The 21,830-nt window shown below is 69.0% G+C and carries 21 protein-coding genes; 11 read left to right on the forward strand and 10 right to left on the reverse strand.

The features are described 5' to 3' along the window. Nucleotides 1-14: 14 nt before the first annotated feature. Nucleotides 15-758 (forward strand): DNA repair protein RecO, encoded by a 744-nt coding sequence (gene recO, locus ACORQU_RS14310; protein WP_491641767.1) that lies wholly within the window; start codon nucleotides 15-17, stop codon nucleotides 756-758. Here recO and ACORQU_RS14315 read toward each other — a convergent pair. Beyond that, the gene (locus ACORQU_RS14315) at nucleotides 755-1,456 is read right to left on the reverse strand and encodes an Hpt domain-containing response regulator (RefSeq protein ID WP_491641768.1); all 702 of its coding nucleotides are present in this window, start codon (nucleotides 1,454-1,456) and stop codon (nucleotides 755-757) included. The genes recO and ACORQU_RS14315 overlap by 4 nt on opposite strands. Before the next feature lie 114 nt (nucleotides 1,457-1,570). On the opposite strand from ACORQU_RS14315, the gene rlmD reads away from it, so the two are divergent. The 7 genes from rlmD to ACORQU_RS14350 all read left to right on the forward strand — a co-directional run bounded on the left by rlmD (nucleotide 1,571) and on the right by ACORQU_RS14350 (nucleotide 7,599). Next, on the forward strand, nucleotides 1,571-2,911 hold the full coding sequence (rlmD, locus tag ACORQU_RS14320) for a 23S rRNA (uracil(1939)-C(5))-methyltransferase RlmD (protein ID WP_491641770.1): 1,341 nt from the start codon (nucleotides 1,571-1,573) through the stop codon (nucleotides 2,909-2,911). A 105-nt stretch (nucleotides 2,912-3,016) separates the two neighbouring features. After that, complete coding sequence (locus ACORQU_RS14325) at nucleotides 3,017-3,514, forward strand: CYTH domain-containing protein (RefSeq protein WP_491641771.1); 498 nt, start codon at nucleotides 3,017-3,019, stop codon at nucleotides 3,512-3,514. 90 nt (nucleotides 3,515-3,604) lie between these two features. Continuing rightward, the gene (gene nagZ, locus ACORQU_RS14330) at nucleotides 3,605-4,609 is read left to right on the forward strand and encodes a beta-N-acetylhexosaminidase (RefSeq protein WP_491641772.1); all 1,005 of its coding nucleotides are present in this window, start codon (nucleotides 3,605-3,607) and stop codon (nucleotides 4,607-4,609) included. Next, complete coding sequence (locus ACORQU_RS14335) at nucleotides 4,609-5,181, forward strand: hypoxanthine-guanine phosphoribosyltransferase (protein WP_491641773.1); 573 nt, start codon at nucleotides 4,609-4,611, stop codon at nucleotides 5,179-5,181. The genes nagZ and ACORQU_RS14335 overlap by 1 nt, the downstream gene beginning before the upstream one ends. Further along, nucleotides 5,178-5,924, forward strand: a complete 747-nt coding sequence (locus tag ACORQU_RS14340; RefSeq protein ID WP_491641774.1) for an S-methyl-5'-thioinosine phosphorylase — start codon at nucleotides 5,178-5,180, stop codon at nucleotides 5,922-5,924. Before ACORQU_RS14335 ends, ACORQU_RS14340 begins: the two co-directional genes overlap by 4 nt. A 90-nt stretch (nucleotides 5,925-6,014) precedes the next feature. Continuing rightward, nucleotides 6,015-6,221 carry a cold-shock protein gene (locus ACORQU_RS14345; RefSeq protein ID WP_130520125.1) on the forward strand — a complete coding sequence of 69 codons (207 nt, stop codon included), beginning with the start codon at nucleotides 6,015-6,017 and terminating at the stop codon, nucleotides 6,219-6,221. Between the two features lie 523 nt (nucleotides 6,222-6,744). Next, nucleotides 6,745-7,599 carry a pirin family protein gene (locus ACORQU_RS14350; RefSeq protein ID WP_491641775.1) on the forward strand — a complete coding sequence of 285 codons (855 nt, stop codon included), beginning with the start codon at nucleotides 6,745-6,747 and terminating at the stop codon, nucleotides 7,597-7,599. Between the two features lie 19 nt (nucleotides 7,600-7,618). Here the strand turns inward: ACORQU_RS14350 and ACORQU_RS14355 are convergent, their stop codons facing one another. Further along, nucleotides 7,619-8,071, reverse strand: a complete 453-nt coding sequence (locus tag ACORQU_RS14355; RefSeq protein WP_491641776.1) for a hypothetical protein — start codon at nucleotides 8,069-8,071, stop codon at nucleotides 7,619-7,621. Nucleotides 8,072-8,305: 234 nt separating this feature from the next. After that, a complete protein-coding gene (locus ACORQU_RS14360) occupies nucleotides 8,306-9,169 on the reverse strand; it encodes a pirin family protein (RefSeq protein ID WP_491641777.1) in 864 nt (287 codons plus the stop codon). Nucleotides 9,170-9,459: 290 nt separating this feature from the next. On the opposite strand from ACORQU_RS14360, the gene ACORQU_RS14365 reads away from it, so the two are divergent. Together ACORQU_RS14365 and ACORQU_RS14370 are read left to right on the forward strand one after the other, a co-directional pair. Continuing rightward, nucleotides 9,460-10,350 (forward strand): LytR/AlgR family response regulator transcription factor, encoded by an 891-nt coding sequence (locus ACORQU_RS14365; protein ID WP_491641778.1) that lies wholly within the window; start codon nucleotides 9,460-9,462, stop codon nucleotides 10,348-10,350. Between the two features lie 150 nt (nucleotides 10,351-10,500). After that, nucleotides 10,501-12,846 (forward strand): CocE/NonD family hydrolase, encoded by a 2,346-nt coding sequence (locus tag ACORQU_RS14370; RefSeq protein ID WP_491641780.1) that lies wholly within the window; start codon nucleotides 10,501-10,503, stop codon nucleotides 12,844-12,846. Nucleotides 12,847-12,859: 13 nt separating this feature from the next. Here the strand turns inward: ACORQU_RS14370 and nfi are convergent, their stop codons facing one another. The 7 genes from nfi to ACORQU_RS14405 all read right to left on the reverse strand — a co-directional run bounded on the left by nfi (nucleotide 12,860) and on the right by ACORQU_RS14405 (nucleotide 18,667). Next, nucleotides 12,860-13,576, reverse strand: coding sequence for a deoxyribonuclease V (nfi, locus tag ACORQU_RS14375; RefSeq protein ID WP_491641781.1), 717 nt, complete (start codon nucleotides 13,574-13,576; stop codon nucleotides 12,860-12,862). Further along, entirely contained in the window at nucleotides 13,573-14,160 is a 588-nt protein-coding gene (locus ACORQU_RS14380; RefSeq protein WP_491641782.1) for a histidine phosphatase family protein, read from the reverse strand. Before ACORQU_RS14380 ends, nfi begins: the two co-directional genes overlap by 4 nt. Nucleotides 14,161-14,169: 9 nt before the next feature. Further along, nucleotides 14,170-14,355: a DUF3606 domain-containing protein gene (locus ACORQU_RS14385; RefSeq protein ID WP_491641783.1), complete on the reverse strand. Its 186-nt coding sequence runs from the start codon at nucleotides 14,353-14,355 to the stop codon at nucleotides 14,170-14,172. Between the two features lie 105 nt (nucleotides 14,356-14,460). Further along, nucleotides 14,461-16,257, reverse strand: coding sequence for an ABC transporter transmembrane domain-containing protein (locus ACORQU_RS14390; protein ID WP_491641784.1), 1,797 nt, complete (start codon nucleotides 16,255-16,257; stop codon nucleotides 14,461-14,463). Nucleotides 16,258-16,425: 168 nt separating this feature from the next. After that, the gene (locus ACORQU_RS14395) at nucleotides 16,426-17,040 is read right to left on the reverse strand and encodes an IMPACT family protein (protein WP_491641785.1); all 615 of its coding nucleotides are present in this window, start codon (nucleotides 17,038-17,040) and stop codon (nucleotides 16,426-16,428) included. After that, nucleotides 17,037-18,116, reverse strand: coding sequence for a hypothetical protein (locus ACORQU_RS14400; protein ID WP_491641786.1), 1,080 nt, complete (start codon nucleotides 18,114-18,116; stop codon nucleotides 17,037-17,039). Before ACORQU_RS14400 ends, ACORQU_RS14395 begins: the two co-directional genes overlap by 4 nt. Next, nucleotides 18,113-18,667, reverse strand: a complete 555-nt coding sequence (locus ACORQU_RS14405; RefSeq protein WP_271646564.1) for an RNA polymerase sigma factor — start codon at nucleotides 18,665-18,667, stop codon at nucleotides 18,113-18,115. The genes ACORQU_RS14400 and ACORQU_RS14405 overlap by 4 nt, the downstream gene beginning before the upstream one ends. A 246-nt stretch (nucleotides 18,668-18,913) precedes the next feature. On the opposite strand from ACORQU_RS14405, the gene ACORQU_RS14410 reads away from it, so the two are divergent. Further along, nucleotides 18,914-21,826, forward strand: a complete 2,913-nt coding sequence (locus ACORQU_RS14410; RefSeq protein WP_491641787.1) for an EAL domain-containing protein — start codon at nucleotides 18,914-18,916, stop codon at nucleotides 21,824-21,826. Nucleotides 21,827-21,830: the final 4 nt, after the last annotated feature.

Here is a 21,830-nt window from a genome sequence, read left to right on the forward strand (position 1 = left end):
GAGGGCCCGTCCCGATGCAGCTGGACACCGTCGCCTTCGTCCTGCATGCGCGTGCCTGGCGTGAGACCAGCCTGCTGGTGGAGGTGCTCACGGCCGAACATGGCCGCCTGGGTGTGGTCGCGCGCGGCGTGCAGGGCCCCAAGAAGCACCTGCTGCGCTCGGCGCTGCAGCCTCTGCAGCACATTCGCCTGCAGGTCCAGCTGCGCGGCGAACTGGGACGGCTGGTCGGCGCCGAAGCGCTGGATGCCGCCCCGCGGCTGGATGGCGAATCGACGCTGGCCGCCTTCTACGTCAATGAACTGATGCTGCGCCTGGTGCCGCGGCAGGATCCGCTGCCCGAGCTGTTCGTGGCCTATGCCAAGGTCCGCGCGCGCCTGGCGCATGGCGCTGCGCTGGGCTGGACCCTGCGCCGCTTCGAGCGCGACCTGCTCGAGGCCATTGGCGTCGGCCTGATCCTCGACATCGACGACACCGGCGTGCCGATCGATCCGGTGGCCCGCTACCACCTCGACCCCGAACTGGGTCCGCGCCGCCTGCTCAGCGAGCGTGGCGGCGAGCGCCAGCGCGCGCCCAGCGGGCAGGCGCTGCTGGCCCTGGCCAGTGACACCCAACCCGATGCGACCGATCTGGCCGACCTGCGCCGCGCGATGCGCCAGTTGCTGGCGCATCACCTGGGACCGCGTGGCCTCAAATCCTGGGAGATGCTGGGGGCGCTGCCGCGCACGGCGCGGGCTCCCGGCGGCGCGGCCGATCGCTAATCCTGCGTCCGGCTGGCCTGCCAGGCGGCAACGAACTCCCCGCGGCTGGACAGATCGGGCAGGGCGGCATCCAGGGCCTCGGTGGCGGCGCGCAAGCGCATGGCGCCCACCAGTCCCGTGCTGGCCTTCAGTCGGTGCAGCAGCTGGTGGGCGGCGGCGACATCGGCGGTATCCAGCGCGTGTTGGATCTGGACGACCTGGCTGTCGAGCTCCTGCAGGAACAGGCCACGCAGGGTGTCCAGGTGCGCCGGGTTGCCGCCCAGCGCCGTCAGCGCGGCTGTGTCGTCCCACGCCGGCAGGTCGTTGCCGCAGACGCGGACCTCCATCACCGGAACGGGCGGGCGCGCCGCAAGCGCGTCGCGCGCGGCCTGGCGCAGCACGTCGGCCCGGACCGGCTTGACCACCACGGCGGCGAAGCCGGCCGCGCACAGCCTGGCCTGCGTGTCCTGGCCGTGATCGGCGGTATGGGCCAGGGCGGGAACGTCCGGTTGTCGCTCACGTAGGCGCTGCAACAGTTCCTCACCGCGGCCATCGGGTAGATTGGCATCGACCAGGCACAGGTCGAACGGCCCTTCCTGCGCCAGGGCCTGGGCACGCGAACGGGCCAGCAACACCGTGGCGGGCAGGTCTTCCAGGGTGGCGCGCATGAACTCGGCCGTGGTGGCGTCGTCCTCGACCAGCAGGATGCGTGAGGTCACGGGGGGCAGTCCCTCTGCGATGGGTTCCTTGCGCTTGAGCATAGCGCCGCTGCCGTGGAGTGGGCGGCGGCATCTGCGACAATGGCAGTTTTCCCGCACGCAGCCTGACGCCACGTGGCCCGTTCCCCGCGCATCGACAAGACCCCGTTTGAACTGAATATCCACGACTTGAGCCACGATGGCCGCGGCGTGGCCCGTCGCACGCCGCTGGTGGAAGGCGAGCCCGGCAAGGCCGTGTTCGTGTCCGGTGCCTTGCCGGGTGAGCGGGTGCTGGTCGAGCAGACCGCGCGCAGCCGCCATTTCGACGAAGCGCGCACGCTGGAGGTGCTGGAGGCCTCGCCGGATCGCCTCACGCCGCGTTGCCCGCATTTCGGCACCTGCGGAGGCTGCGTCCTGCAGCACCTGGACGAGACCAAACAGATCGCCGCCAAGCAGCACACCCTGCTGGAAAACCTTGAGCGCATCGGCCACGTCACCCCCGGGGCGGTGCTGCCGGTGCTGAAGGAAGGCAGCTGGGGGTATCGCCGCAAGGGGCGCTTCTCGGTGCGCAGGGTGGAGAAGAAGGGCAAGACCCTGGTCGGCTTCCGCGAGCAGGACCCGCGCTTCGTCGCCGACCTGCGGGAGTGCCACACGCTGATCCCGGAGATCGGCTTCAAGATCGCCGCGCTCAGTGTGCTGGTCGACAGTCTGGCCGGGCGCGCGGATATCCCGCAGATCGAGTTCATCGCCGGCGACGACGCGATCGCCTTCGTCGTGCGCCATCTCAATCCGCTGGTACCCGAGGACCTGGACAAGCTGACCGCGTTCGCGAAAGAAGAGCAGTTCGCGATCTTCCTGCAGCCCGGCGGCAACCACACCGTGCATCCGCTGTGGCCCGCCGAGGTGCCGCTGTCGTTCAAGCTGGCGCCGTGGGACGTCGAACTCGCCTTCCGTCCGCTGGATTTCATCCAGGTCAACGCCAAGCTCAACGAAAAGATGATCGCCCACGCCTTCGCGCTGCTGGACCCGCAGCCGGGCGAACGCGTGCTGGACCTGTTCTGCGGCCTGGGCAACTTCACCCTGCCGCTGGCGCGTCTGGTTGGCGAGGTGGTCGGCGTGGAAGGCGAGGCCGGCCTGGTCGCCCGCGCCAAGGACAACGCGCAGCGCAACGGCCTGGACAACGCGCAGTTCTTCGCCGCGGACCTGACCCAGGACCAGCGCGGCACGCCGTGGATGCGCGCCGGCTTCGATAAACTGCTGCTGGACCCGCCGCGCTCGGGCGCCATCGACGTGCTCAAGCAGCTGCCGCTCAAGCAGTTCTCGCGCATCGTGTATGTCAGCTGCCATCCGGGGTCGCTGGCGCGCGATGCCGGTTACCTGGTCAACGAATGCGGTTTCAAGCTGGTCTCGGCGGGGGCGATGGACATGTTCCCGCAGACCGCGCACGTCGAGTCGATCGCGCTGTTCGAGCGCTGAGCGTTCACCCCACGCGCTGGGGCCCGCACAGTCGCCTGGCGCCGAATCGCGCGTCAGCCCTGCGCCGTCCGGATGCGTGATGGCGCGCGGCCGGCATAATGGGCCATGGGAATCGAAATCGAACGCAAGTTCCTGGTCACCAACGACGGCTGGCGCGACGCGGCGCATGCGGTCGTGCCCATGGCCCAGGGCTACCTCAACGACCTGGGCGCGGTGCAATCCGGGGCCCAGAAGGCCTCGGTCCGCGTGCGTGTGCAGGGCGAGCTGGCCTATCTCAACATCAAGTCGCGCGAACTGGGCCACACCCGGCAGGAGTACGAGTATCCCGTGCCGGTGGCCGATGCGCGCGCGCTGCTGGAACTGTGCGTGGGCGGCCTGGTCGACAAGCGCCGCCACCTGGTCCGGGTGGGCGCGCACCTGTGGGAAGTGGACGAGTTCCTGGGTGAGAACGCGGGGCTGGTGGTGGCCGAGATCGAGCTGGCCTCGGCCGACGAGGCCTTCGTGCGGCCGGACTGGATCGGCGCGGAGGTGACCGATCAGTCGCGCTACTACAACCTGGCCTTGGCCGCGCATCCCTATGCGCGCTGGTCCCAGGGCGAGTGAAGTCCCACCGCCGCCTGCTCTGAAGCTTCAGGCCGCTTCTGCGACAATGCCCGACCGGCGCGTAAGGCGCGCCAGCCTGGAGACCCTGACATGCTCTTGATCGGCATCGCCGGCACCGAACTGGCCGCCCACGAAGTCGATTGGCTGCAGCACGACGCCGTGGCCGGCGTGGTCCTGTTCGCGCGCAATTTCGTCTCGCGCCAGCAGGTGACTGAATTGAGCGCCGCGATCCGTGCCGCCGCGCCGCGACCGGTGCTGATCACCGTGGACCAGGAAGGCGGGCGCGTGCAGCGATTCCGCGAGGGCTATGCCGCGCTGCCGCCGCTGGAGACCTTTGGCGCGCAGTACGGGCGTGATCCGGACGGCGCGTTGGAACAGGCCCGCGAGCACGCCTGGCTGATGGCCAGCGAGGTCCGCGCCAGCGGGGTGGACCTGAGCTTCGCCCCCGTCGTCGACCTGGCCCGTGGCAACCGCGCCATCGGCAACCGCGCCTTCCACGCCGATCCGCAGGTGGTCGCCGCCTTCACCCGCGCCTATGTGCGCGGCATGCACGACGCCGACATGGCCGCCACGCTCAAGCATTTCCCCGGGCACGGCACCGTGCTGGAAGACACCCATTTCGACATCGCCACCGATCCGCGCCCGCTGGAGACCCTGCTGGCAGAGGACCTGGTGCCCTTTGCCGCCGGCATCGAGGCCGGCGCCGACGCGGTGATGCTCGCGCACGTGGCCTATCCGGCCGTGACGCCCGAGCCGGCCGGATATTCGTCGTTCTGGATCAACGAGGTCCTGCGTGGGCGCTTCGGCTTTCGCGGGGTGGTGTTCTCTGATGACATCTCGATGGCCGCCGCGCACTCGGCCGGCGGCGTCGCCCAGCGCGTCGCCCTGCACCTGGACGCCGGCTGCGACGTGGTCCTGGCCTGCCAGCCCGACGTGGTCGAAGACGCCCTGCGGGCCGTGCAAGGCCGCGCACTCAACACCGCCGCGCTGATCGGCCTGATCGGTCGCGGCCCACGCGCGTGGGAAGGCCTGCTGGCCGACACGCGTTATGACCAGGCGCGCGCGCGCCTGCCTGTTTCCAAGGGAATTGCCTGATGTCCACGACCCATACCGCCCCGACCATCCGCCAGGCCCTGGCCAATGCCGACCTGCTGGTCGACCGACCCACGCTGGACGCCGCCATCGCCACCATGGCCGATGCCATCGCCCGCGACTACGCTGGCGAGGTGCCGGTGTACCTGACCATCATGCATGGCGCGCTGCCGTTCGCCGGGCAGCTGGCGCTGGAGCTCGGTGGCCGCAGCCTGGATCTGCAGTTCGATTACCTGCACGCCACCCGCTATCGCGGCGAGACCGAAGGCGGCGAGCTGGTCTGGAAGCATCGCCCGGCCACCGCGCTGTATGGCCGTCGCGTGCTGCTGGTCGACGACATCCTGGACGAGGGCTATACCCTGCTGGCCGTGCGCGAGTGGTGCCTGGAGCAGGGCGCCACCGACGTGCGCATCGCCGCGATGACGGTCAAGCAGCACGATCGCGCCGTGCCGGGCGTCAAGGCGGATTATGTCGGTGTCCAGGTGCCCGACCGTTACGTGTTTGGCTTCGGCATGGATGTGCATGAGCACCTGCGCAACCTGCCGGCGATCTACGCCATGAAGGAAGACGCGTGAGCCAGCGCATCGACCTGGCGGTCATCGGCGGTACCGGCGTCTACAAGCTGGCCACGCTCGATGACGTCGAGACCCGGCACCTCGACACGCCTTACGGGGCACCGTCCGGTCCGGTCCGGGTGGGCACGGTGCTGGGCAAGCGCGTGGCGTTCCTGGCCCGCCATGGCGAGGGGCATTCGCTGCCGCCGCACAAGATCAACTATCGCGCCAACCTGGCCTCGCTCAAGCAGATCGGCGCCACGCGCGTGCTGGCGCTCAATACCGTCGGAGGCATCACCGAGCGGTTCGGCCCGCGCGTGCTGGCCTGTCCGGACCAGATCATCGACTACACCTGGGGCCGCATTTCCACGCTGTGCGAGGAAGGGGGCGAGGTCCTGCACGTGGACTTCGGGGATCCCTACACCCCGATGCTGCGACACAAGATCCTGGCCGCGGCGCGCGTGACCGGGGTCAAGGTGGTCGAAGGCGGCTGTTACGGCGCCACTCAGGGCCCGCGCCTGGAAACCCGGGCCGAGATCGCCCGCATGAAGCGCGACGGCTGCGACCTGGTGGGCATGACCGGGATGCCCGAGGCCGGCCTGGCGCGCGAGCTGGGCCTGGACTATGCCTGCCTGGCCATCGTCGCCAACTGGGCGGCCGGCTGCGGGACCGGCGAGGAAATCACCATGGCCGATGTCCTGGCCAATGTCGACGCGGCATCGGCCGGGATGGCCGAGTTGGTGGGGGAACTGGCGCGCGGGTGATTGTCAACGCTGCCGCGTCTTTGCATACTCGGGCCGTGCGGCTTCCCGGCCGCGCCACCACCACCGATCCAACTGGGGAAAGAGAGAGCTATGCCGTACGGTACCGTCAAATGGTTCAACGATGCCAAGGGCTTCGGATTCATCGCGCCGGAAGATGGCAGCGCCGATGTCTTCGCGCATCACACCGCGATCAACGCCAAGGGTTTCCGCACCTTGCAGGAAGGCCAGCGCGTGAGCTACGAAGTGACGCAGGGTCCGAAGGGCGCACAGGCGTCCAACATCACGCCGGCCACCTGATTCGCGGTTGACATTGCAGAATTCTTGAACCCCGCTTCGGCGGGGTTTTTTGTGGGCGTGATCGCCTGCTGGTAATCGGCCACTGCGTGGAGCGCCAGCGCCTGCGCTGCGAACATCCGCTTGCGCCGTGACCGCCGACAGGCCTCGGCAACCTGCGGGCCGGCCTCTGCCACCGGAGGCGCCGGGCGATCCGTTGCTCGCATGACTTCGACTGCTTCAAGCCAAGTACCGGCCTCGGACGAACCCTGGTTCCAGGTGGCTCACGCCTGCGGCTTGAGGCGGGCCGGATGCAGGCGCGCGACGTGCGCCTGCCGGGGGGGGGCTGACCGATGGAAGGATCGGAGTGCCTCTGCGCGGCAAAGCACAAGTATGTTCGAGCTTCGCAGGACATGCGCCGGCACGGCCGGCCCCTTTCCTTCTGCGCTCGACGAAGGGCGTGTCGATGGAACAGACGGTTGCGCGTCAAAGGCCTTACGCTGGGGCACCTCGCACGCCACCTTGTGTGCAACACAGGAGGTCCAGCATGAGTACTGCAACCGAATCCGCCCGCATCCTGCGCACCGTGCGCGGCCAGCCCACGTCCGATGGCGCCGGGGTCAAGCTGACCCGGGTCATTGGCACCGCGCAATTGCCGGATCTGGACCCGTTCCTGATGCTGGACGAGTTCGGCACCGACAAGGCCGAGGACTACATCGCCGGTTTCCCGGAGCACCCGCATCGTGGCTTCGAGACGGTGACCTACATGCTCGATGGGCGCATGCGCCATCGCGACAACCACGGCAACGAAGGCCTGCTCACGCCAGGCAGCGTGCAGTGGATGACCGCGGGGCGCGGCCTGGTGCATTCGGAGATGCCAGAGCAGGAATCCGGGCGCATGCGCGGTTTTCAGCTGTGGGTGAACCTGCCGGCCAAGGACAAGCTGTGCGCGCCGAAGTACCAGGAGTTCGCGCCGGACAGCATTCCGGTCGCCACGCCGGCGCGCGGGGTAGAGATCAAGGTGATCGCCGGTGCGGTGGGCGAGGTGGTCGGCCCCATCGTGCAGCCGGCGACCGACCCGCTGTACCTGGACGTCCGGCTGGAGCCCGGCGCCAGCTGGGACACCACGCTGCCTACCGGCCACAACGTGTTTGCCTATGCCTACGAAGGCGCGGTCACGGTGGGCGAGGGCGATGATGCACGCCCCTTGGACACCCAGGTCCTGGCCGTGCTCGGGGGAGGAGAGGCCCTGTCGCTACGGGCCGGCACCCAGGGCGCCCAACTGATCCTGGTGGCGGGCCGCCCGCTACGCGAGCCGGTGATGCGCCACGGACCATTCGTGATGAACACCAAGCAGGAGCTGATGCAGGCTTTCGTGGATTTCCAGGAAGGCCGCTTCTGAGCCGCGTCAGGCTGGCGGTTTACGGACTGGAAGCAACCGGGGTGCCGGCGCGGCGGAAATCCAGCCGCTCGGCCGTGGTCATGCTGGCTTGCAGGGCCGCCGGTGAGTCGGCGTCGATCCAGATCTGGACGTAGCGGTCCTTGTCCAGTTCGACCACCGCGACCCGGGTCTGTGCGTCAGGCCGATTGGCGATCTCGGTGCGGTACCAGCGCATCTCCTTGCCGTCGATGACGCCTTTTTCCTCGCGGTTGTGGCGCTTGGGGTCCATCGACGGCTCGGCGGTGAGCATCACGCCGAAGGCCTGATTGCCCTGATCGTCCAATGCCTTGCAGATCATCAGAGTGTCGGTGCCGGTCTGCTCCCAGTGCAGGGCCGAGCCGGCTGGCAGCGCCGGGCAGCCGGATGACTGGGCGAAGGCGGGCGCGGCCAGCGCGAGCAGCAGGCCGGCGGCGGAACAAAGGCAGGCTTTCATCGATCGTTCCCCAAACAGGGCACCACCGGCGCGCGGCGGTGCGGTTGGTGCATGGATCACGGTGACCGACGTGGCCTGCTGCGTAGGACTTCCCCGGCAGGCGGATGGCGCATCACTCCGGTCGACGCGTGGTGCGGTAGCGGGGCGATTGCGCGCTCCCCGCGCACGATCACCCTGCGCCGCACCATAAGCGATGACAGCGGGCGTGACAAATCGGGCGCGGCGCGCCTTGCCTCAGTGGTCGGGGAGGGGGATGAATTCCGGGTCGCCGGTGATCGTGCCGAAGCGCCCTTCCAGCCAGTCCTGCTTGGCTTGCTCGATCCGCTCCTTCGAGCTGGACACGAAGTTCCACCACAGATGACGCGGCCCGTCCAACGGTTCGCCGCCCAGCAGCATCGCCTTGATCGGCGTGGTGGCCCGCAGGACCGGGCGGGTGCCACGATCCAGGGTGACCAGATGCCGGGCCGGGATGTCGGCGCCGTCCAGCTGGGCCTCGCCTTCCAGGATGTAGAGCGCACGCTCAATGGCGCTGTCGTCGATGGCCAGCTCTGCCTCGGGCTGGAGGTCCAGGGCCACGTTGAAGGTCTCGGCGAACACCCGCACCGGGGATTCATGGCCCCAGGCGCGACCGGCGATCACACGCAGTCGCGCGCCATGCTGTTCCCAGTGGGGCAGCGTATCGGCGGCGTGGTGGTGAAACTCCGGTGCGGTCTCTTCATCCGGCCTGGGCAGCGCCACCCAGGTCTGCATGCCGTGCAGGGGCGCGTGGTCCACGCGCTCCAGGGTCGGGGTGCGCTCGGAATGCGCGATGCCACGGCCGGCCGTCATCCAGTTCACGTCGCCGGGTCGGATGATCGTGTCCGAGCCCAGCGTATCGCGGTGCCCGATCGCGCCATCCCACAGGAACGTCACCGTCGCCAGGCCGATGTGCGGATGCGGGCGCACGTCCACGCCCTGGCCTGCGGCGAAATCGGCCGGCCCCATGTGATCGACGAAGACGAACGGCCCCACGCTACGGGCTTGGATGGTTGGCACGGCGCGGCGGACCTGGAAGCCGCCGAGGTCATGGACGCGTGGGGCGATCACGGTGGCGGTCATTGGTGTCTGCTCCGGTTCGAGAGGCCCGCAGGATCGCATGCCGGCCGGGGGCTCTGTCTGACGAGCGCGTACAACGGATCGTTGCAGGTTCGGCCGCGAGCTGACCTTGCGCGACGCTGTGCGGCGGGACCGGGCGCAAGGCTTCCTCACGGCCTGGCTGGGAAAGCCGGTCGAACCTGCCACCGGTCCCTCCCGGGACACCTCCGCAGGCGGCCCGGGGCCTATGCAGACCGCTAAAATGCGTTCGAGAAAGCCGGGCGCCTGGGCTCGTCTGTCGCGCAGGATGACCGATGAAGCAGCGCAACTCGGACCTTTGGGCGGTCCTGGCCATCTTTGGGGCGTACACGGTCACGCTCCGGTTTGCGCTTGGCTTGGACGTCGTCGGCGCACTGCTGGGAGGCTTGGCCAACACCCTTCCCGTGGTGATCTTCGGTTGGGCGGTGAGGCGGATCGTAGTCAGGCACTTGATCGGCAAGCCTGCCGTCGTCCAACTGCTGGCCCATGCCCTGCTGTGCGCGATGTTTATGCTCCTGTCGTACTGGCTGCTCATCGTGCTGCTCGGTTTTTTCTTCGGCGCCGCGCCCGAAGGCTTCGTCGTGCGCCCCTTCAAGTCCGGCGGAGCGGCCTGGCAGTCGCTCCAGAATCTGACGACCTACGCGCTGATCGCGGCGGTGTCCTACCTTTCGGCGCAGTCACGGACACCGCCACAACCCGACGTCGGCGAGGTTGCGTGCGGGTCAGCAGGCGCCGGCGCCGCGACGACAGGCGCCTCTGACGATGCGCCGTGCCTGGAGCCTGTGCCTGAACCGACGGCACCCCTCCGGCCACAGGAACCAGAAGCGCGGGTGGACGCCGCGCTGTCCCGCTACTTCGTCAAGATCGGCGACGAGCTTCGCCCGCTCGATATCGAATCGGTCGTCAGCATCGGGGGCGCGGGCGACTACGCGGAAGTGACGACCCTGACAGCGAAGCATCTGGTCCGGGTCACCTTGGCCGAGTTCGCCAATTCCCTGGATCCGACCCGGTACGTCCGCGTCCATCGTTCCTGGATCGTCAATACCGACCGCATCGCGCGCCTGGAGCCTGCGGGCGGCGGGCGCTTGCTGCTGCATCTGGAGACCGGGCAGACCATCTCGACCAGCCGGGAAGGCGCGAGCCTGCTGCGGAGCCGGGTGCTTTGACCGCTGCAAGGTCCGGTTCGCCGTCCGGAAGTGTCCGCTCGCCGAATTTCCGACACGGCGAGCGGTAGATTCAAGACGATCGCCCTCCAACAACATGACTGGGTGAGCAGGAGGCATCGCCATCCGGCCCAGTCCGGAGGAGCGCCCCGCATGATCCTGTCCCGCCTGCGTTTCATTGTCCTGGCAAGCCTGTTTGTGTGTTTCCTCAGCGGGGCATCGGCTTCCACCGAGGCCGTGTCAGACGTCGCGGTGGCCTCGGCGCTGATTCCCCGTTACGCAGCCTCCGGCAAACCGGAGGACCTGGCGACGCTGTATCGGCTGCAGCTGTTCGTCGGGCGCTATGCCGCGGCGGAAGCGACGCTGGCCAAGCTGAGCGACTTGTATCGCTCGGTCGAACCAAGGCGCGTCCCGGCCTTGGTGCCTTGGCAGCTCTATGCCAGGGCAAAAGTCCACCAGACCGAGGGTCAGTTACTTGGCGATGCGTTGGCTCAGGCGTTCTCCGAGCTTTTCGCCAGCCTCCCGGACCGCGACATCGCCCGGATCCTGCCCTGGTTCCAGGTCAATCTCGACGCGCTCCGGGAGGAGCAGGCCAAACAGGAGCGCGCCTGCCCGGATCTTGCCCGGGGCAAGTGCGCTGCGCCGCAGGCCTTGATCACGGCGCGCGAGGCGACTGCGGTCCGGCGCGCGCTCGGGCCCGCGCTGGAACCAATGCTGAGGGCCGACCTGGACCGGCGTTTCTCGATACAGCAGGTCCTGATCCCTACCTCCGATGGCGCGCGGATCGCGGCGCTGATGGTGCGGCAGCGTCATACGGATGGCACGCGGCTGACCTCGCTGCTGAATTTCACCATCTACGCGCGCGATGAATGGGCGCTCGCCGACGCGGTTCAGATGGCCGGACGTGGCTATGTCGGGGTGGTCGCTTATACACGCGGCAAGGGGCGAGGCAGCAGCCCGGGCCCGGTTGAGCCTTATCTCCACGATGGTGGCGATGCCGCCACGGTGATCGATTGGCTTGCGAACCAATCGTGGAGCGACGGCCGGGTGGGGATGTTCAGCGGGAGCTACAACGGATTCACGCAGTGGGCAGCGGCCAAGCGCCGTCCACCGGCGCTGAAGGCGATGGCGACCAATGCGACTAATGCGCCTGGCATCGACACCCCGATGCAGGGCGGCGTCTTCCAGAGCTTCATCTATCCATGGCCGTTCTACACCGCCAGCGGCAAGGGCCTGGACGACAAGACCTACCAGGACCGGGCCCGATGGCAGCGGATGCAGCGACAGTGGTATCGCAGCGGGGCGCCCTACCGCGACCTGGACAGGATCGATGGCACGCCCAACCCCATCTTTGATGCTTGGCTGGACCACCCTGACTACGATCGATTCTGGCAGCAGCTTATTCCCTACGGTCGCGAGTTTTCAGCGATCGATATCCCGGTCCTGGTTCAGACAGGCTATTACGACCCTGGCATGGTCGGTGCCCTCTATTATCTTGAGGAGCATTACAGCTACAGGCCCAACGCCGATCATCGCCTGCTCGTCGGGCCCTATCACCACACTGCGATGCAGAGCGGGGTCCTCGCCAGCGTCCGTGGGGATGTGGTGGACAAGGTGGCCCTGATCGATCTTCAAGACGTGAGATTGGACTGGTTTGATCATGTCTTCCGTGGTGCGCCCATGCCCGCAATACTGAGCGATCGCATCAATTTCCAGGTCATGGGTGCAAACACGTGGCGGCACGTCTCGACCCTGGCAGGCATGGCCACTGGTCGGCGACGCCTGTATCTGTCCGGAACACGCGACGGAGAGGGTTTGCTGTTTGGCGCGCTGCCAACCAAGGCGGTCCCTCCGGCGCTTCTGGTCGATTTGGCGGATCGTCACGACGTCGATCTGAGCCTTCCGCCTGGTGCCCCAGATACACGCAACGCGCTGGTCTTCAGGACTGAAAAACTCCAGGCACCTGTCGAAATCGATGGCCTGTTCCAGGCGAACCTGCAGGTGGTCACCAACAAATGCGACTTCGACCTGGAGGTCGGCTTCTACGAGGAAAAGCCGGACGGCCGCTACCTGGATTTGGCTTCCTATCTGGGCCGAGCAAGCTATATGAAGGACCGGACGAAGCGGCATCTGCTACGGCCAGGACGGACGCAGGTGCTCTCCTTTCAGAGCCAGACGCTGACCGCACGCTTGCTGACGCCTGGAAGCCGCATCGTGGCGGTGGTGGGGGTGCCCAAGCGTCCCGATGTCGAGATCAACTACGGCACCGGCCGCGCGGTGAGCGACGAATCGATCGCCGATGCGGGCCAGCCGTTGCGGATCCAGTGGCTGCCCCAGAGCTACTTCGAGCTTGGTGTACGGGAGCAGGGCGCGGAAGCCGCGCTTGTTCGCGCTCCACGCCCTGTCGTCGCGGTGCCTGGTGGCATGCGCGATCGCGGATCAGCGAGCGGGCCTGGGCCCTTCCGATTGCCTGCCGAAGTCGCCCTGCCGCACCCGTGATCGATAGGCACAACTAGCGCAGCGGCAACTGCGGTGTGTCGCCCGGCATCGGCCCACGCCGTGAGGCCAAGCGGTCGGCGAGGCGGGTGGGTTCCGGGAGCCGATAGCCGCGCAGTAGACACAGGGTCCACGCCAAGGCGGTGCCCAGCGAGACGCGGTGACCGGGCGAGACCACCAGTGGATTGCAGCGCAGCTTGCTGCGCAGCAGCCAGCCGATCTGCTCGCCGCGGTGGATCAGGGCACTGTGATCACCGGGCGTCGGGCCGGGCGGGTCCGCGCGCCCGCATAGCGGCTTCTTGGCCACGCCGATGGTCGGCAGGCCGGTGACCACGCCAAAGTGCGCGGCAATCCCCAGCCGGCGGGGATGGGCGATGCCCTGGCCGTCGACCAGCACCAGATCCGGGGCGTACGGCAGATCGTCCAGCGCCTGTAGGAGCGCGGGCAACTCACGGAAGCTCAGCAGTCCCGGCACGTAGGGCATGGAGGTCGGCACGCGTGCAATGGTGCTGGCCTGCAATTGCAGGGTCTGTCCGTCGAGCAGCACCGCAGCGGCCCGGGTGATGCGCCCCTCATCCTCGAAGCCGACGTCGAAGCCGGCGATCGTGCGCGGGGTCTCGGGCGCCTGGTCGGCCAGGACGACTTGCGTCGCCAAGGTTTCCTGGAGCGCACGTGCGCCAGCAATGCTGCCGTCCCAGCCGGCGAATGCGTCAGGTGTTTCCGGGGACATCATTGGTGCGGTTCTCCGATCCACGGATCCTGCAGCGTGGCCCGTCCTTGCGCGTCGAAACGCACCTCAAGCACGTGCCCGCTTTCTCCTTCCTCCAGCGTAGCGACCGGGCAGGCGCACAGCGCGCGCGCCAGCAGGGTGATCTGCGCCGGGTCGCCCACGGCCAGGACCATGCCGTGGTGGTAGCGCTGCCGCCAGTCGCGAGCGGTTTCCTCGAGCGGGCCGCGGGAGAAGAACGCCTGAAGGGCCAGCCCAGGATGCTGCTCCAGCGCGGCTTGCGCTGTCTGCTGGTTGCGCAGGAATTCGTTGGCATAGACCGCGACCAACGGCGCCTTTGCCAGCTTTGCGGCCAGTGCCTCGGCCTGGGTGCGGCCGGCGGTGGACAGCGGGGGATTGAGCGCGTCGCCCGGTTCGGTCGCTGCATGCACCGCCAGCACAAAGCGCAGCGGTGCCTCCTGCTGAGCGGCGGTGGATCGGGGCGCCGTGTGTGCAGTGTCTGGGGGTGACCACGTGGTGCAGGCGCCCAGCAGGCCGCAGAGCGCCAGGGCCACCAAGGCCGCCGGAACCGGAAAGGCGGACTGTCGCACGGCGCCTGACTACTCCGGCCGGGATTCCAGATGGGTCTTGATCTGATCGCTGTCGCTGCCGACTTCCTGGACTGCGGCGCGCAGGGCCGCCTCGTCCACGCCGAAATGACCGGTCCAGTAGGCCAGTTCCCATTCTTCGGTCAGTTCGACCTTGGCGATGTCCTTGGGGATGCGGGGATTGTCGGCAGGAGTCATGTCTGGCTCGCGGTAGGGAACAGGCGACCAGCGTGGGAATGTCCACCGTAAAGGCGCGTGAGCCGGGTCGCGGGCGCTGGCTCGCGCCTGCGCGCTTCGGCCGATTCAATCGATGAACTGCAGCCGCGCCAGTTCCGCGTACAGCCCGCCCTCGGCCATCAGCGCTTCGTGCGTGCCCTGGGCGACGATGCGGCCGCGGTCCATGACCACGATGCGGTCGGCCTTGAGCACGGTGGCCAGGCGATGGGCGATGACCAGGGTGGTGCGCCCGGCCATCAGCCGCTCCAGCGCGCTCTGCACCGCGCGCTCGCTCTGCGCGTCCAGCGCACTGGTGGCTTCGTCCAGCAGCAGGATCGGCGCGTCCTTGAGCAAGGCGCGGGCAATGGCGATGCGCTGCTGCTGCCCGCCGGACAGGCGTGCGCCGCGTTCGCCCAGCTGGCTGTCGTAGCCCTCGGGCAGTTCGCGCAGGAAGCCGTCCGCCTCGGCGGCGGTCGCGGCGGCCTGCACGTCCGCGTCGCTGGCCTCCAGGCGGCCATAACGGATGTTCTCGGCCGCGCTGGCGGCGAAGATCGTCGGCGACTGGGGGACCAGACCGATCTGCTCGCGCAGAGCCGCCACATCAACCTGGCGCAGGTCCAGGCCGTCCACGCGGATCGCTCCCTGCTCCACGTCATGGAAGCGCAGCAGCATCGACAGCACGGTGCTCTTGCCCGCGCCGGACGGCCCGACCAGGGCGACGGTCTCGCCCGGGGAGATCTCCAGGGAAAAATCGTCCAGGGCCGGGGCGTCGGGGCGGGTGGGGTAACGGAAGGACACGTGGTCGAAGCGGATCTGGCCGCGCACCGGCGCCGGCAGCGGCAACGGCTGCGCGGCCGGGCGCACCTGCGCGGTCTCCTCCAGCAGTTCGCCGATGCGGCCCATGCCGCCGGCTGCGCGCTGCAGCTCGTTCCAGACCTCGGCAAGCGAGCCGACCGAGCCGCCGCCGATCAGCGCGTACAGCACGAACTGCCCCAGCGTGCCGGCGGTCATCCGCCCGGAGATCACGTCGTGCGCGCCGGACCACAGCACCAACACGATGGCGCCGAACACCAGGGTGATCGCCCCGGCGGTGACGAAGGACTGCGCACGGATGCGCTTGCGCGCGGTCTGCACCGAGACCTCCACCGCTGCCTCGAAGCGCGCCTGCTCATACGGCTCACGCGCATGCGCCTGGACCGTGCGCACCGCGCCCAGGCTCTCGCTGGCCAGGGTGTTGGCATCGGCCACGCGGTCCTGGCTGGCGCGCGAGATCCGGCCCAGCTTGCGCGCGCCCAGCACGATCGGCACCACCGCCACCGGGATGCCCACCAGGGCGAAGGCGGCCAGGCGCGGGCTGGCGATGAACATCATCACCACCGAGCCGATCACCGTGACCGTGCTGCGCACCGCCACCGACATGGCACTGCCCACCACGCTGCGCAGCAGTTCGCTGTCGGCCGACAGGCGCGAGATCAGCTCGCCGCTGCGGTTGCGGTCATGGAACTGCGCATCCAGGCCCAGCAGGTGGCCATAGAGCTGGCGGCGCAGGTCGGCCACGACGCGCTCGCCCAGCATGGACACAAAGAAGAAGCGCGCCGCACTGGCCAGGGCCAGCACCACCGCCACGCCGAACAGCGCCAGGAAGGCGCGGTCGATGTTGTCGCCACTTGAGAACCCGTGGTCGATCATCTGCTTGACCGCGTGCGGCAGGCTCAGGGTCGCGGCCGAGGCCACCGCCAGCGCGACCAGCCAGCAGATGAACAGGCCCAGGTGTTTGCGCACGAACGGCCACAGGGCACGCAGGCTGCCCAGCCTGGCCTTCTTCGGTCGCGCCGCGTCGGTCGGTTCGGCGGCGGGGAGGGTCGAGGCCTGGGGCGCAGTCATCTGGAGTCCGGTCGAGCGAGGGAGGGCCGTGCGGGTTCATGGACCACGCACGCACCGGACGGTTCCCCGCGACCGACATGGCAGAACCGGACGGGCGCATCTGAAGGGGCGCCGTCGGCTTGGCCGGACCTGCACACCCCATGCGGATGGCGGCAGGCCCCCGGTTTTTCAAGGTTCGGGCGCGGCCAGGTCGGACGGGGCATCGGCCCGGCACTGCACGCGGTCGCGGGTGGCATCGCGCAGATGACGGCGCAACGGCGCGAGCTGGCCGGTCGGCAGCCGCAACCGCAGGTGGGCGCCCTCGGCGTCGAAGGTCTCTTCCAGCTTTTCTGCGCCAAAGGTGGCGACGGCGGCATGCACATGACCCAGGTCATCGAAGCCGCAGCTGACGGCCAGCTCGGCCATGGCCACCAGCGCCACCCGGGGCGCGTCTCGCAGGGCGCTTGCGGTGCAGCCGCCATAGGCGCGGACCAGGCCGCCGACGCCCAGCTTGATCCCGCCGTACCAGCGGGTGACGACGACCGCGACCTGGTCGAAGCCGGCGCCGTCGATCGCCGCCAGGATGGGCCGGCCGGCGCTGCCACCTGGCTCGCCGTCGTCGCTGGAGCGGAAGGCCGCGCCGACCCGCCAGGCCCAGCAGTTGTGGGTGGCGCCCATCTCGCTGGCCGCGGCGATGTGGGCCATCGCCGCGTCGGCCGAGTCGACCGGGGCGGCATGGACGATGAAGCGGCTGTGCTTGATCAGGGTTTCCTGGTCCACCGCCCCGGCCAGGGTGTGGCTCATGGCCGCAGCGCGCGCAGGTCGTCGGGGAGGGCGCGATGCGGATAAGCCTGCACGAACGCGGCCAGGCTGGCCCGCGCAAGCGCGCCCTGGCCTTCGAAGCGATGCAGACGGATGCGGCGCAGCCACTGCTCGGGGGGGAGTTGTCGATCCTCCTCGATCTGGCGGGCGATGGCGGGCGTCACGGGCACCAGGCCGGCTGAACGTTCCGTGCTGCGGAGGACGGTGTCGGCGTCCGCTGCACGCAGGGGTGCGAGGGCCGCGGGTGCAGCCTCCTGATCCGTCGGTGGCGCGGCGCTCAGGTTGGAGCGCTGCTGGCGCGTGTGCGCGGTGCGGGCCTCGAAGGCTTCCACTGTCGGGGCCGGCGGGGGAGGAGGGGGCGGAGGCGCGTAGGCGGGCGCGGGTGGTGCCGGAGGGGCTGGCGGGGAGTAGGTCGCGTTCGGTCGCACCTGCGCGGTGTCGGGGGCTGCCTCGATGTGGGCGCCCGCCCGCTCCAGCGAGGACGGTGTCTGGGGTTTGGACGGGGCACGCGGGACAGCGCGCTGCTTCGGCGCGGGGGGCGGGGGCGCGACCGCCTGCGGCAGCGCGGGTTCGGGCGTCGGCGCCATTTCCGGAGACGCCGGAACCGGGGCGTCGTCCTCAGCCGGCGCGCGGACCGTGGGCGCCGGCGGGGACGCATCGGCTGCGGGCTGGGCGGGGGTTTGCTTGCGCTGCTGCACGGCGGCGGCCGGTTCGGGAGGTGGCGTCGCAGGCGCCGAGGCGCCCTCATACAGCACATGGGCCGTTTGCTGTGGGCGCAACTGCCAGGCGATGGTGACCGCCAGCAGCAGCGAGGCGGTGATCCCCGCGCCGACGGTCCAGCGCCGGCGCGGACGCCGGCTAGAGGTGCGGCCGGCGCGGTGGCCGGATGGGAGGGCCGCGACTGGCGATGGTGCCGACGGCGCTTCGAGGGCCGCGCGCGCGGCTGCCAGGATGCGTGCATCCAGGTCGGGTCCGGGGCCGGCGTTGGCGTGCTCGCCGGCCAGCCGGTCGGCCAGGGCGCGCTCTTCCGGCGTCAGCCGATCGCCTGGCGTGTTCATGGCCCGATCCCCGCACGCAGCTTGTCCATGGCATAGCGCAGCCGTGACTTGACGGTTTCCCGGCCGACGCCGGTGATCTGGCCGATCTGATCCAGGGTCAGTTCCTGTTCCAGGCGCAACAGCAGTACCTCGCGTTGTTCTTCTGGCAGCGCATCCAGGGCGCGCTGCAGCACACGACGCTGTTCCAGGGCGGACAGCTGTCGCTCGGGCGTGTCCGGATCGGCCAACTGGGCGGTCCGGGCGTCGGCATCGTCCGGGGCGGCCGGGCGATGGCGCTGGGCCCGCCAATGGTCGTTGAGCCGGTTGTGGGCGATGCGGAACAGCCAGGTCGAGAACGCCGCCTCCGGTTGCCAGCTCGCCCGCGCGCCCACGACCCGTTGCCACACATCCTGGAACAGCTCGTCGGCCAGCGCGCCATTGCGCAGCTGGCGCAGCAGGAACCGGTACAGCGGGCCGCGATGGCGGGCGTAGAGCATCTCGAAAGCGCGGATGTCGCCGGCGGCATAGGCCAGCATCAGGGCGTCGTCGGCGGGCTCGGCGGCGTCGTTCACGTCGGCAAGCGTACGTTGTGTGGCCGGCGTCTCAAAGCCTGGCGGTGCTCGTGACGGAAGTTCTTGCTGCTGCTGGCGGCGTTCACGCCTTGCGTATACTGACGACCTGGGGCGGGGGGCATGGAACACGGAGGGTTCAACGTCCGGCCATCCGCTTCGGGGTCACTGCATTGAACGGGCCTTCCAGTGCCGGGATGTATCGACCTGTGCGCCCGTGTGGGCGCCAAGCGAACATGGGGAATCTTGATGTCTGGCCAGACCGCCACTGCCCAAGCGCAGACCGGTGTCGACGCTGTGGCGACTGACGCCCTGGCGCAGGTGCTGTGCGGCCTGTTGCCGGCCGGCTCGCAGGTGGTGGCCTACTGGCGCGACTGGGCGGTGGGGGCGGGCAGCACGGCGACCGCCGGGGCCAGTCCCGGCTTGCGGCGGGCGGCCGAGCAGTCCCTCTGGGACAACAACGCCGCCCGTACAGACGGCGATCCGACCCTGCTGCTGCATGCCTGGTCCAATCCACAGGGCAACGCGCGCATGGCCGTGGCCGCCAGCCTGGGTCAGCCGCTCGCGCCATCCCAGGCCCCAGCCTGGCTGGAAGCGGCCAAGGCCCTGGTGGCCTCGTCGCTGGAGACGGCCCGCTCGCGTGCCCGGGTGCTGTCGCTGGAAAAGTCCAAGCGTCTGCAACAGGCCCTGTACGAAATCGCCGATGTCGCCAGTGCCGATCTGGAGATGCACGACATGCTGCGCCGCATCCACGCGGTGGTCGGCACCCTGATGTATGCGGAAAACTGCTACATCGTCCTTTACGACGATGTGCGGCGCACGCTGCGGTTCCTGTATTTCGCCGATCTGATCGATCCCTACGTGGCCGATCCGGACCGCGAGTTCAGCGAGGAGGAAATGCAGAGCAGCATGACCGTGGCGCTGCTGCGCCATGGACAACCGCTGCGGGGGCCCTCGGTGGCCGTGCGCCAGCGGATCGGTCTGTCAGTGCCGCCCGATCCCAGCCATGGACCGGACAGCCAGGACTGGCTGGGCGTGCCGATGCGTCGCGATGACCGCGTGTGCGGGGCGATCGTGGTGCAGAGCTACGACACCCCGGCCAGCTATACCGACGAGGATCGTGCGCTGCTGTCCTATGTGGCCCAGCACATCCTGACCGCGATGGACCGTCGCCATGCGCACGAGGAGCTGGAGGCCAGGATCCAGGAGCGCACCCGTGAGCTGCAGTTGGCCAACCGCGAACTGCAGGCCGAAATCGTCGAGCGCAAGCGCGCCGAGAAGCTGCAGGGCGCCCTGTTCCGCATCACCGATCTGGCCAATACCTCCCCGACGCTGGAGCAGTTCTACGAAGCGGTCCACTGGGTGGTGGACGAACTGATCGTGGCGCGCAACTTCTACATCGCGCTGCTGGACGAGGACGGCAAGACGCTGCACTTCCCGTACTCCATCGACGAGCGCGATCCGATGCGCCAGTCGCGGAAGGCCAGCAACGGGCTGACCGAATATGTCATCAACAGTGCCAGGGCGCTGTTGGCCGATCCGGAGCTGGTGGCCGCGCTCAGCCGCAGCGGCGCGGTGGTCCAGCATGGCCCGCCGGCGCACAGCTGGCTGGGCGTGCCGCTGCTGCAGAGCAGTGGCGAGGTGCGTGGCTGCGTGGTGGTGCAGAGTTACTCGCCCGAGGTGCGCTACAGCGCGCATGACCAGAACCTGCTGTCCTTCGTGGCCCACCACATCGGCAATGGCCTGGTCCGTCAGCGTGCGCGCGAGTCGTTGCGCGCGGCCCATCTGGAACTGGAGCGCCGGGTCGAGGAGCGCACCTTCGAACTGGCCGAAGCCAACGCCAAGCTGATGGCGCAGATGGGCGAACGCCTGCGCGCCGAACAGCGCCTGACCTATCAGGCCACCCACGATGCCCTGACCGGCTTGCCCAACCGTGCCTTCCTGCTGGACAGCCTGGCCGCGGCGATCGCGCGCGCCCACGCCGAGCCGGGCAACGAGTTCGCGGTGCTGTTCATGGACCTGGACCGCTTCAAGCTGGTCAACGACTCGATCGGCCATGCGGCCGGCGATGAAATGCTGATCGAGGTGGCGCGCCGCATCACCTCGCAGGTCCGCGAGGGTGATCTGGTCGCGCGGCTGGGAGGCGACGAATTTGCGATGGTCATCGGCTACCGCGTCGATCCGCAGGAAGCGGTGGACTTCGCCGCGCGCCTGCTGACCACGCTGAACCGGCCGATGTGGGTGGCCGGGCGTGAGTTGTTTCCGGCCGCCAGCGTAGGCATCGCCGCCTGGCACGCCAGCTACCAGAGTGGCGAGGAGTTGCTGCGTGACGCCGACGCGGCGATGTACCGGGCCAAGGCCGAGGGGCGCGACCGCAGCGCGGTGTTCGACCAGGCCATGCGCGAGGCGGCGATGCAGAGCCTGGACCTGGAGGCGGACCTGCGCCGGGCCATCAAGTCGGGCGACTTCGTGCCGCACTTCCAGCCCATCGTGCGCATCAGCGACGGGAAGGTGATCGGTCACGAGGCCTTGTTGCGCTGGCACCACGAGCGCCGCGGCCTGCTGCTGCCGGCCTCGTTCATTTCACTTGGGGAAGAGAGTGGCCTGATCGAGCACGTCGACTGGCTGCTGTACGAACAGGTCGCCCGGCGGATCGCGCAAGGCATGGACGGCTACGTCTCGGTCAATGTCTCGCCGCGCCACTTCCGGGCTCAGGATTTCGCCGAGCGTCTGCTGGCGCTGTTGCGCGATGCCGGTGCCAATCCCGCGCAACTGCGCGTGGAGATCACCGAGATGGCGCTGCTGGACGATGCGCCGCGCACGCTGCGCATGTTGCAGTTGCTGCGTACGCACGGCGTGCTTGCCCAACTGGACGATTTCGGGACCGGGTTCTCTGCGCTTTCCTATCTGCAGCGCTTCCCCATCTCGGCGTTGAAGATCGACCGCAGCTTCATTGCCGGGCTGGGGAGCGCGCACAGCGAAGAGAGCTTGGGCCTGGTCCGGGCGATCCTGGCGCTGGGCAATACCCTGGGCATCGAGAGCATCGCCGAGGGAGTGGAGACGGCCGCGCAGTTGCAGGCGCTGCGCGAGTTGGAATGCGACCACGCCCAGGGTTACTTCCTGGGGCGGCCGGGTCCGGTGCTTGGCCAGGCGCTGGGCTGACGCT

It is taken from the genome of Pseudoxanthomonas sp. JC1303 (assembly GCF_058448525.1).

Excerpts from the sequence above, each read along its gene's own strand:
- recO (WP_491641767.1), top strand. The coding sequence starts at position 15 with ATGCAGCTGGACACCGTCGCCTTCGTCCTGCATGCGCGTGCCTGGCGT.
- ACORQU_RS14325 (WP_491641771.1), top strand. The coding sequence starts at position 3,017 with ATGGGAATCGAAATCGAACGCAAGTTCCTGGTCACCAACGACGGCTGG.
- nagZ (WP_491641772.1), top strand. The coding sequence starts at position 3,605 with ATGCTCTTGATCGGCATCGCCGGCACCGAACTGGCCGCCCACGAAGTC.
- ACORQU_RS14335 (WP_491641773.1), top strand. The coding sequence starts at position 4,609 with ATGTCCACGACCCATACCGCCCCGACCATCCGCCAGGCCCTGGCCAAT.
- ACORQU_RS14345 (WP_130520125.1), top strand. The coding sequence starts at position 6,015 with ATGCCGTACGGTACCGTCAAATGGTTCAACGATGCCAAGGGCTTCGGA.
- ACORQU_RS14350 (WP_491641775.1), top strand. The coding sequence starts at position 6,745 with ATGAGTACTGCAACCGAATCCGCCCGCATCCTGCGCACCGTGCGCGGC.
- ACORQU_RS14355 (WP_491641776.1), bottom strand. The coding sequence starts at position 8,071 with ATGAAAGCCTGCCTTTGTTCCGCCGCCGGCCTGCTGCTCGCGCTGGCC.
- ACORQU_RS14360 (WP_491641777.1), bottom strand. The coding sequence starts at position 9,169 with ATGACCGCCACCGTGATCGCCCCACGCGTCCATGACCTCGGCGGCTTC.
- ACORQU_RS14365 (WP_491641778.1), top strand. The coding sequence starts at position 9,460 with ATGAAGCAGCGCAACTCGGACCTTTGGGCGGTCCTGGCCATCTTTGGG.
- ACORQU_RS14370 (WP_491641780.1), top strand. The coding sequence starts at position 10,501 with ATGATCCTGTCCCGCCTGCGTTTCATTGTCCTGGCAAGCCTGTTTGTG.
- nfi (WP_491641781.1), bottom strand. The coding sequence starts at position 13,576 with ATGATGTCCCCGGAAACACCTGACGCATTCGCCGGCTGGGACGGCAGC.
- ACORQU_RS14385 (WP_491641783.1), bottom strand. The coding sequence starts at position 14,355 with ATGACTCCTGCCGACAATCCCCGCATCCCCAAGGACATCGCCAAGGTC.
- ACORQU_RS14390 (WP_491641784.1), bottom strand. The coding sequence starts at position 16,257 with ATGACTGCGCCCCAGGCCTCGACCCTCCCCGCCGCCGAACCGACCGAC.
- ACORQU_RS14395 (WP_491641785.1), bottom strand. The coding sequence starts at position 17,040 with ATGAGCCACACCCTGGCCGGGGCGGTGGACCAGGAAACCCTGATCAAG.
- ACORQU_RS14400 (WP_491641786.1), bottom strand. The coding sequence starts at position 18,116 with ATGAACACGCCAGGCGATCGGCTGACGCCGGAAGAGCGCGCCCTGGCC.
- ACORQU_RS14410 (WP_491641787.1), top strand. The coding sequence starts at position 18,914 with ATGTCTGGCCAGACCGCCACTGCCCAAGCGCAGACCGGTGTCGACGCT.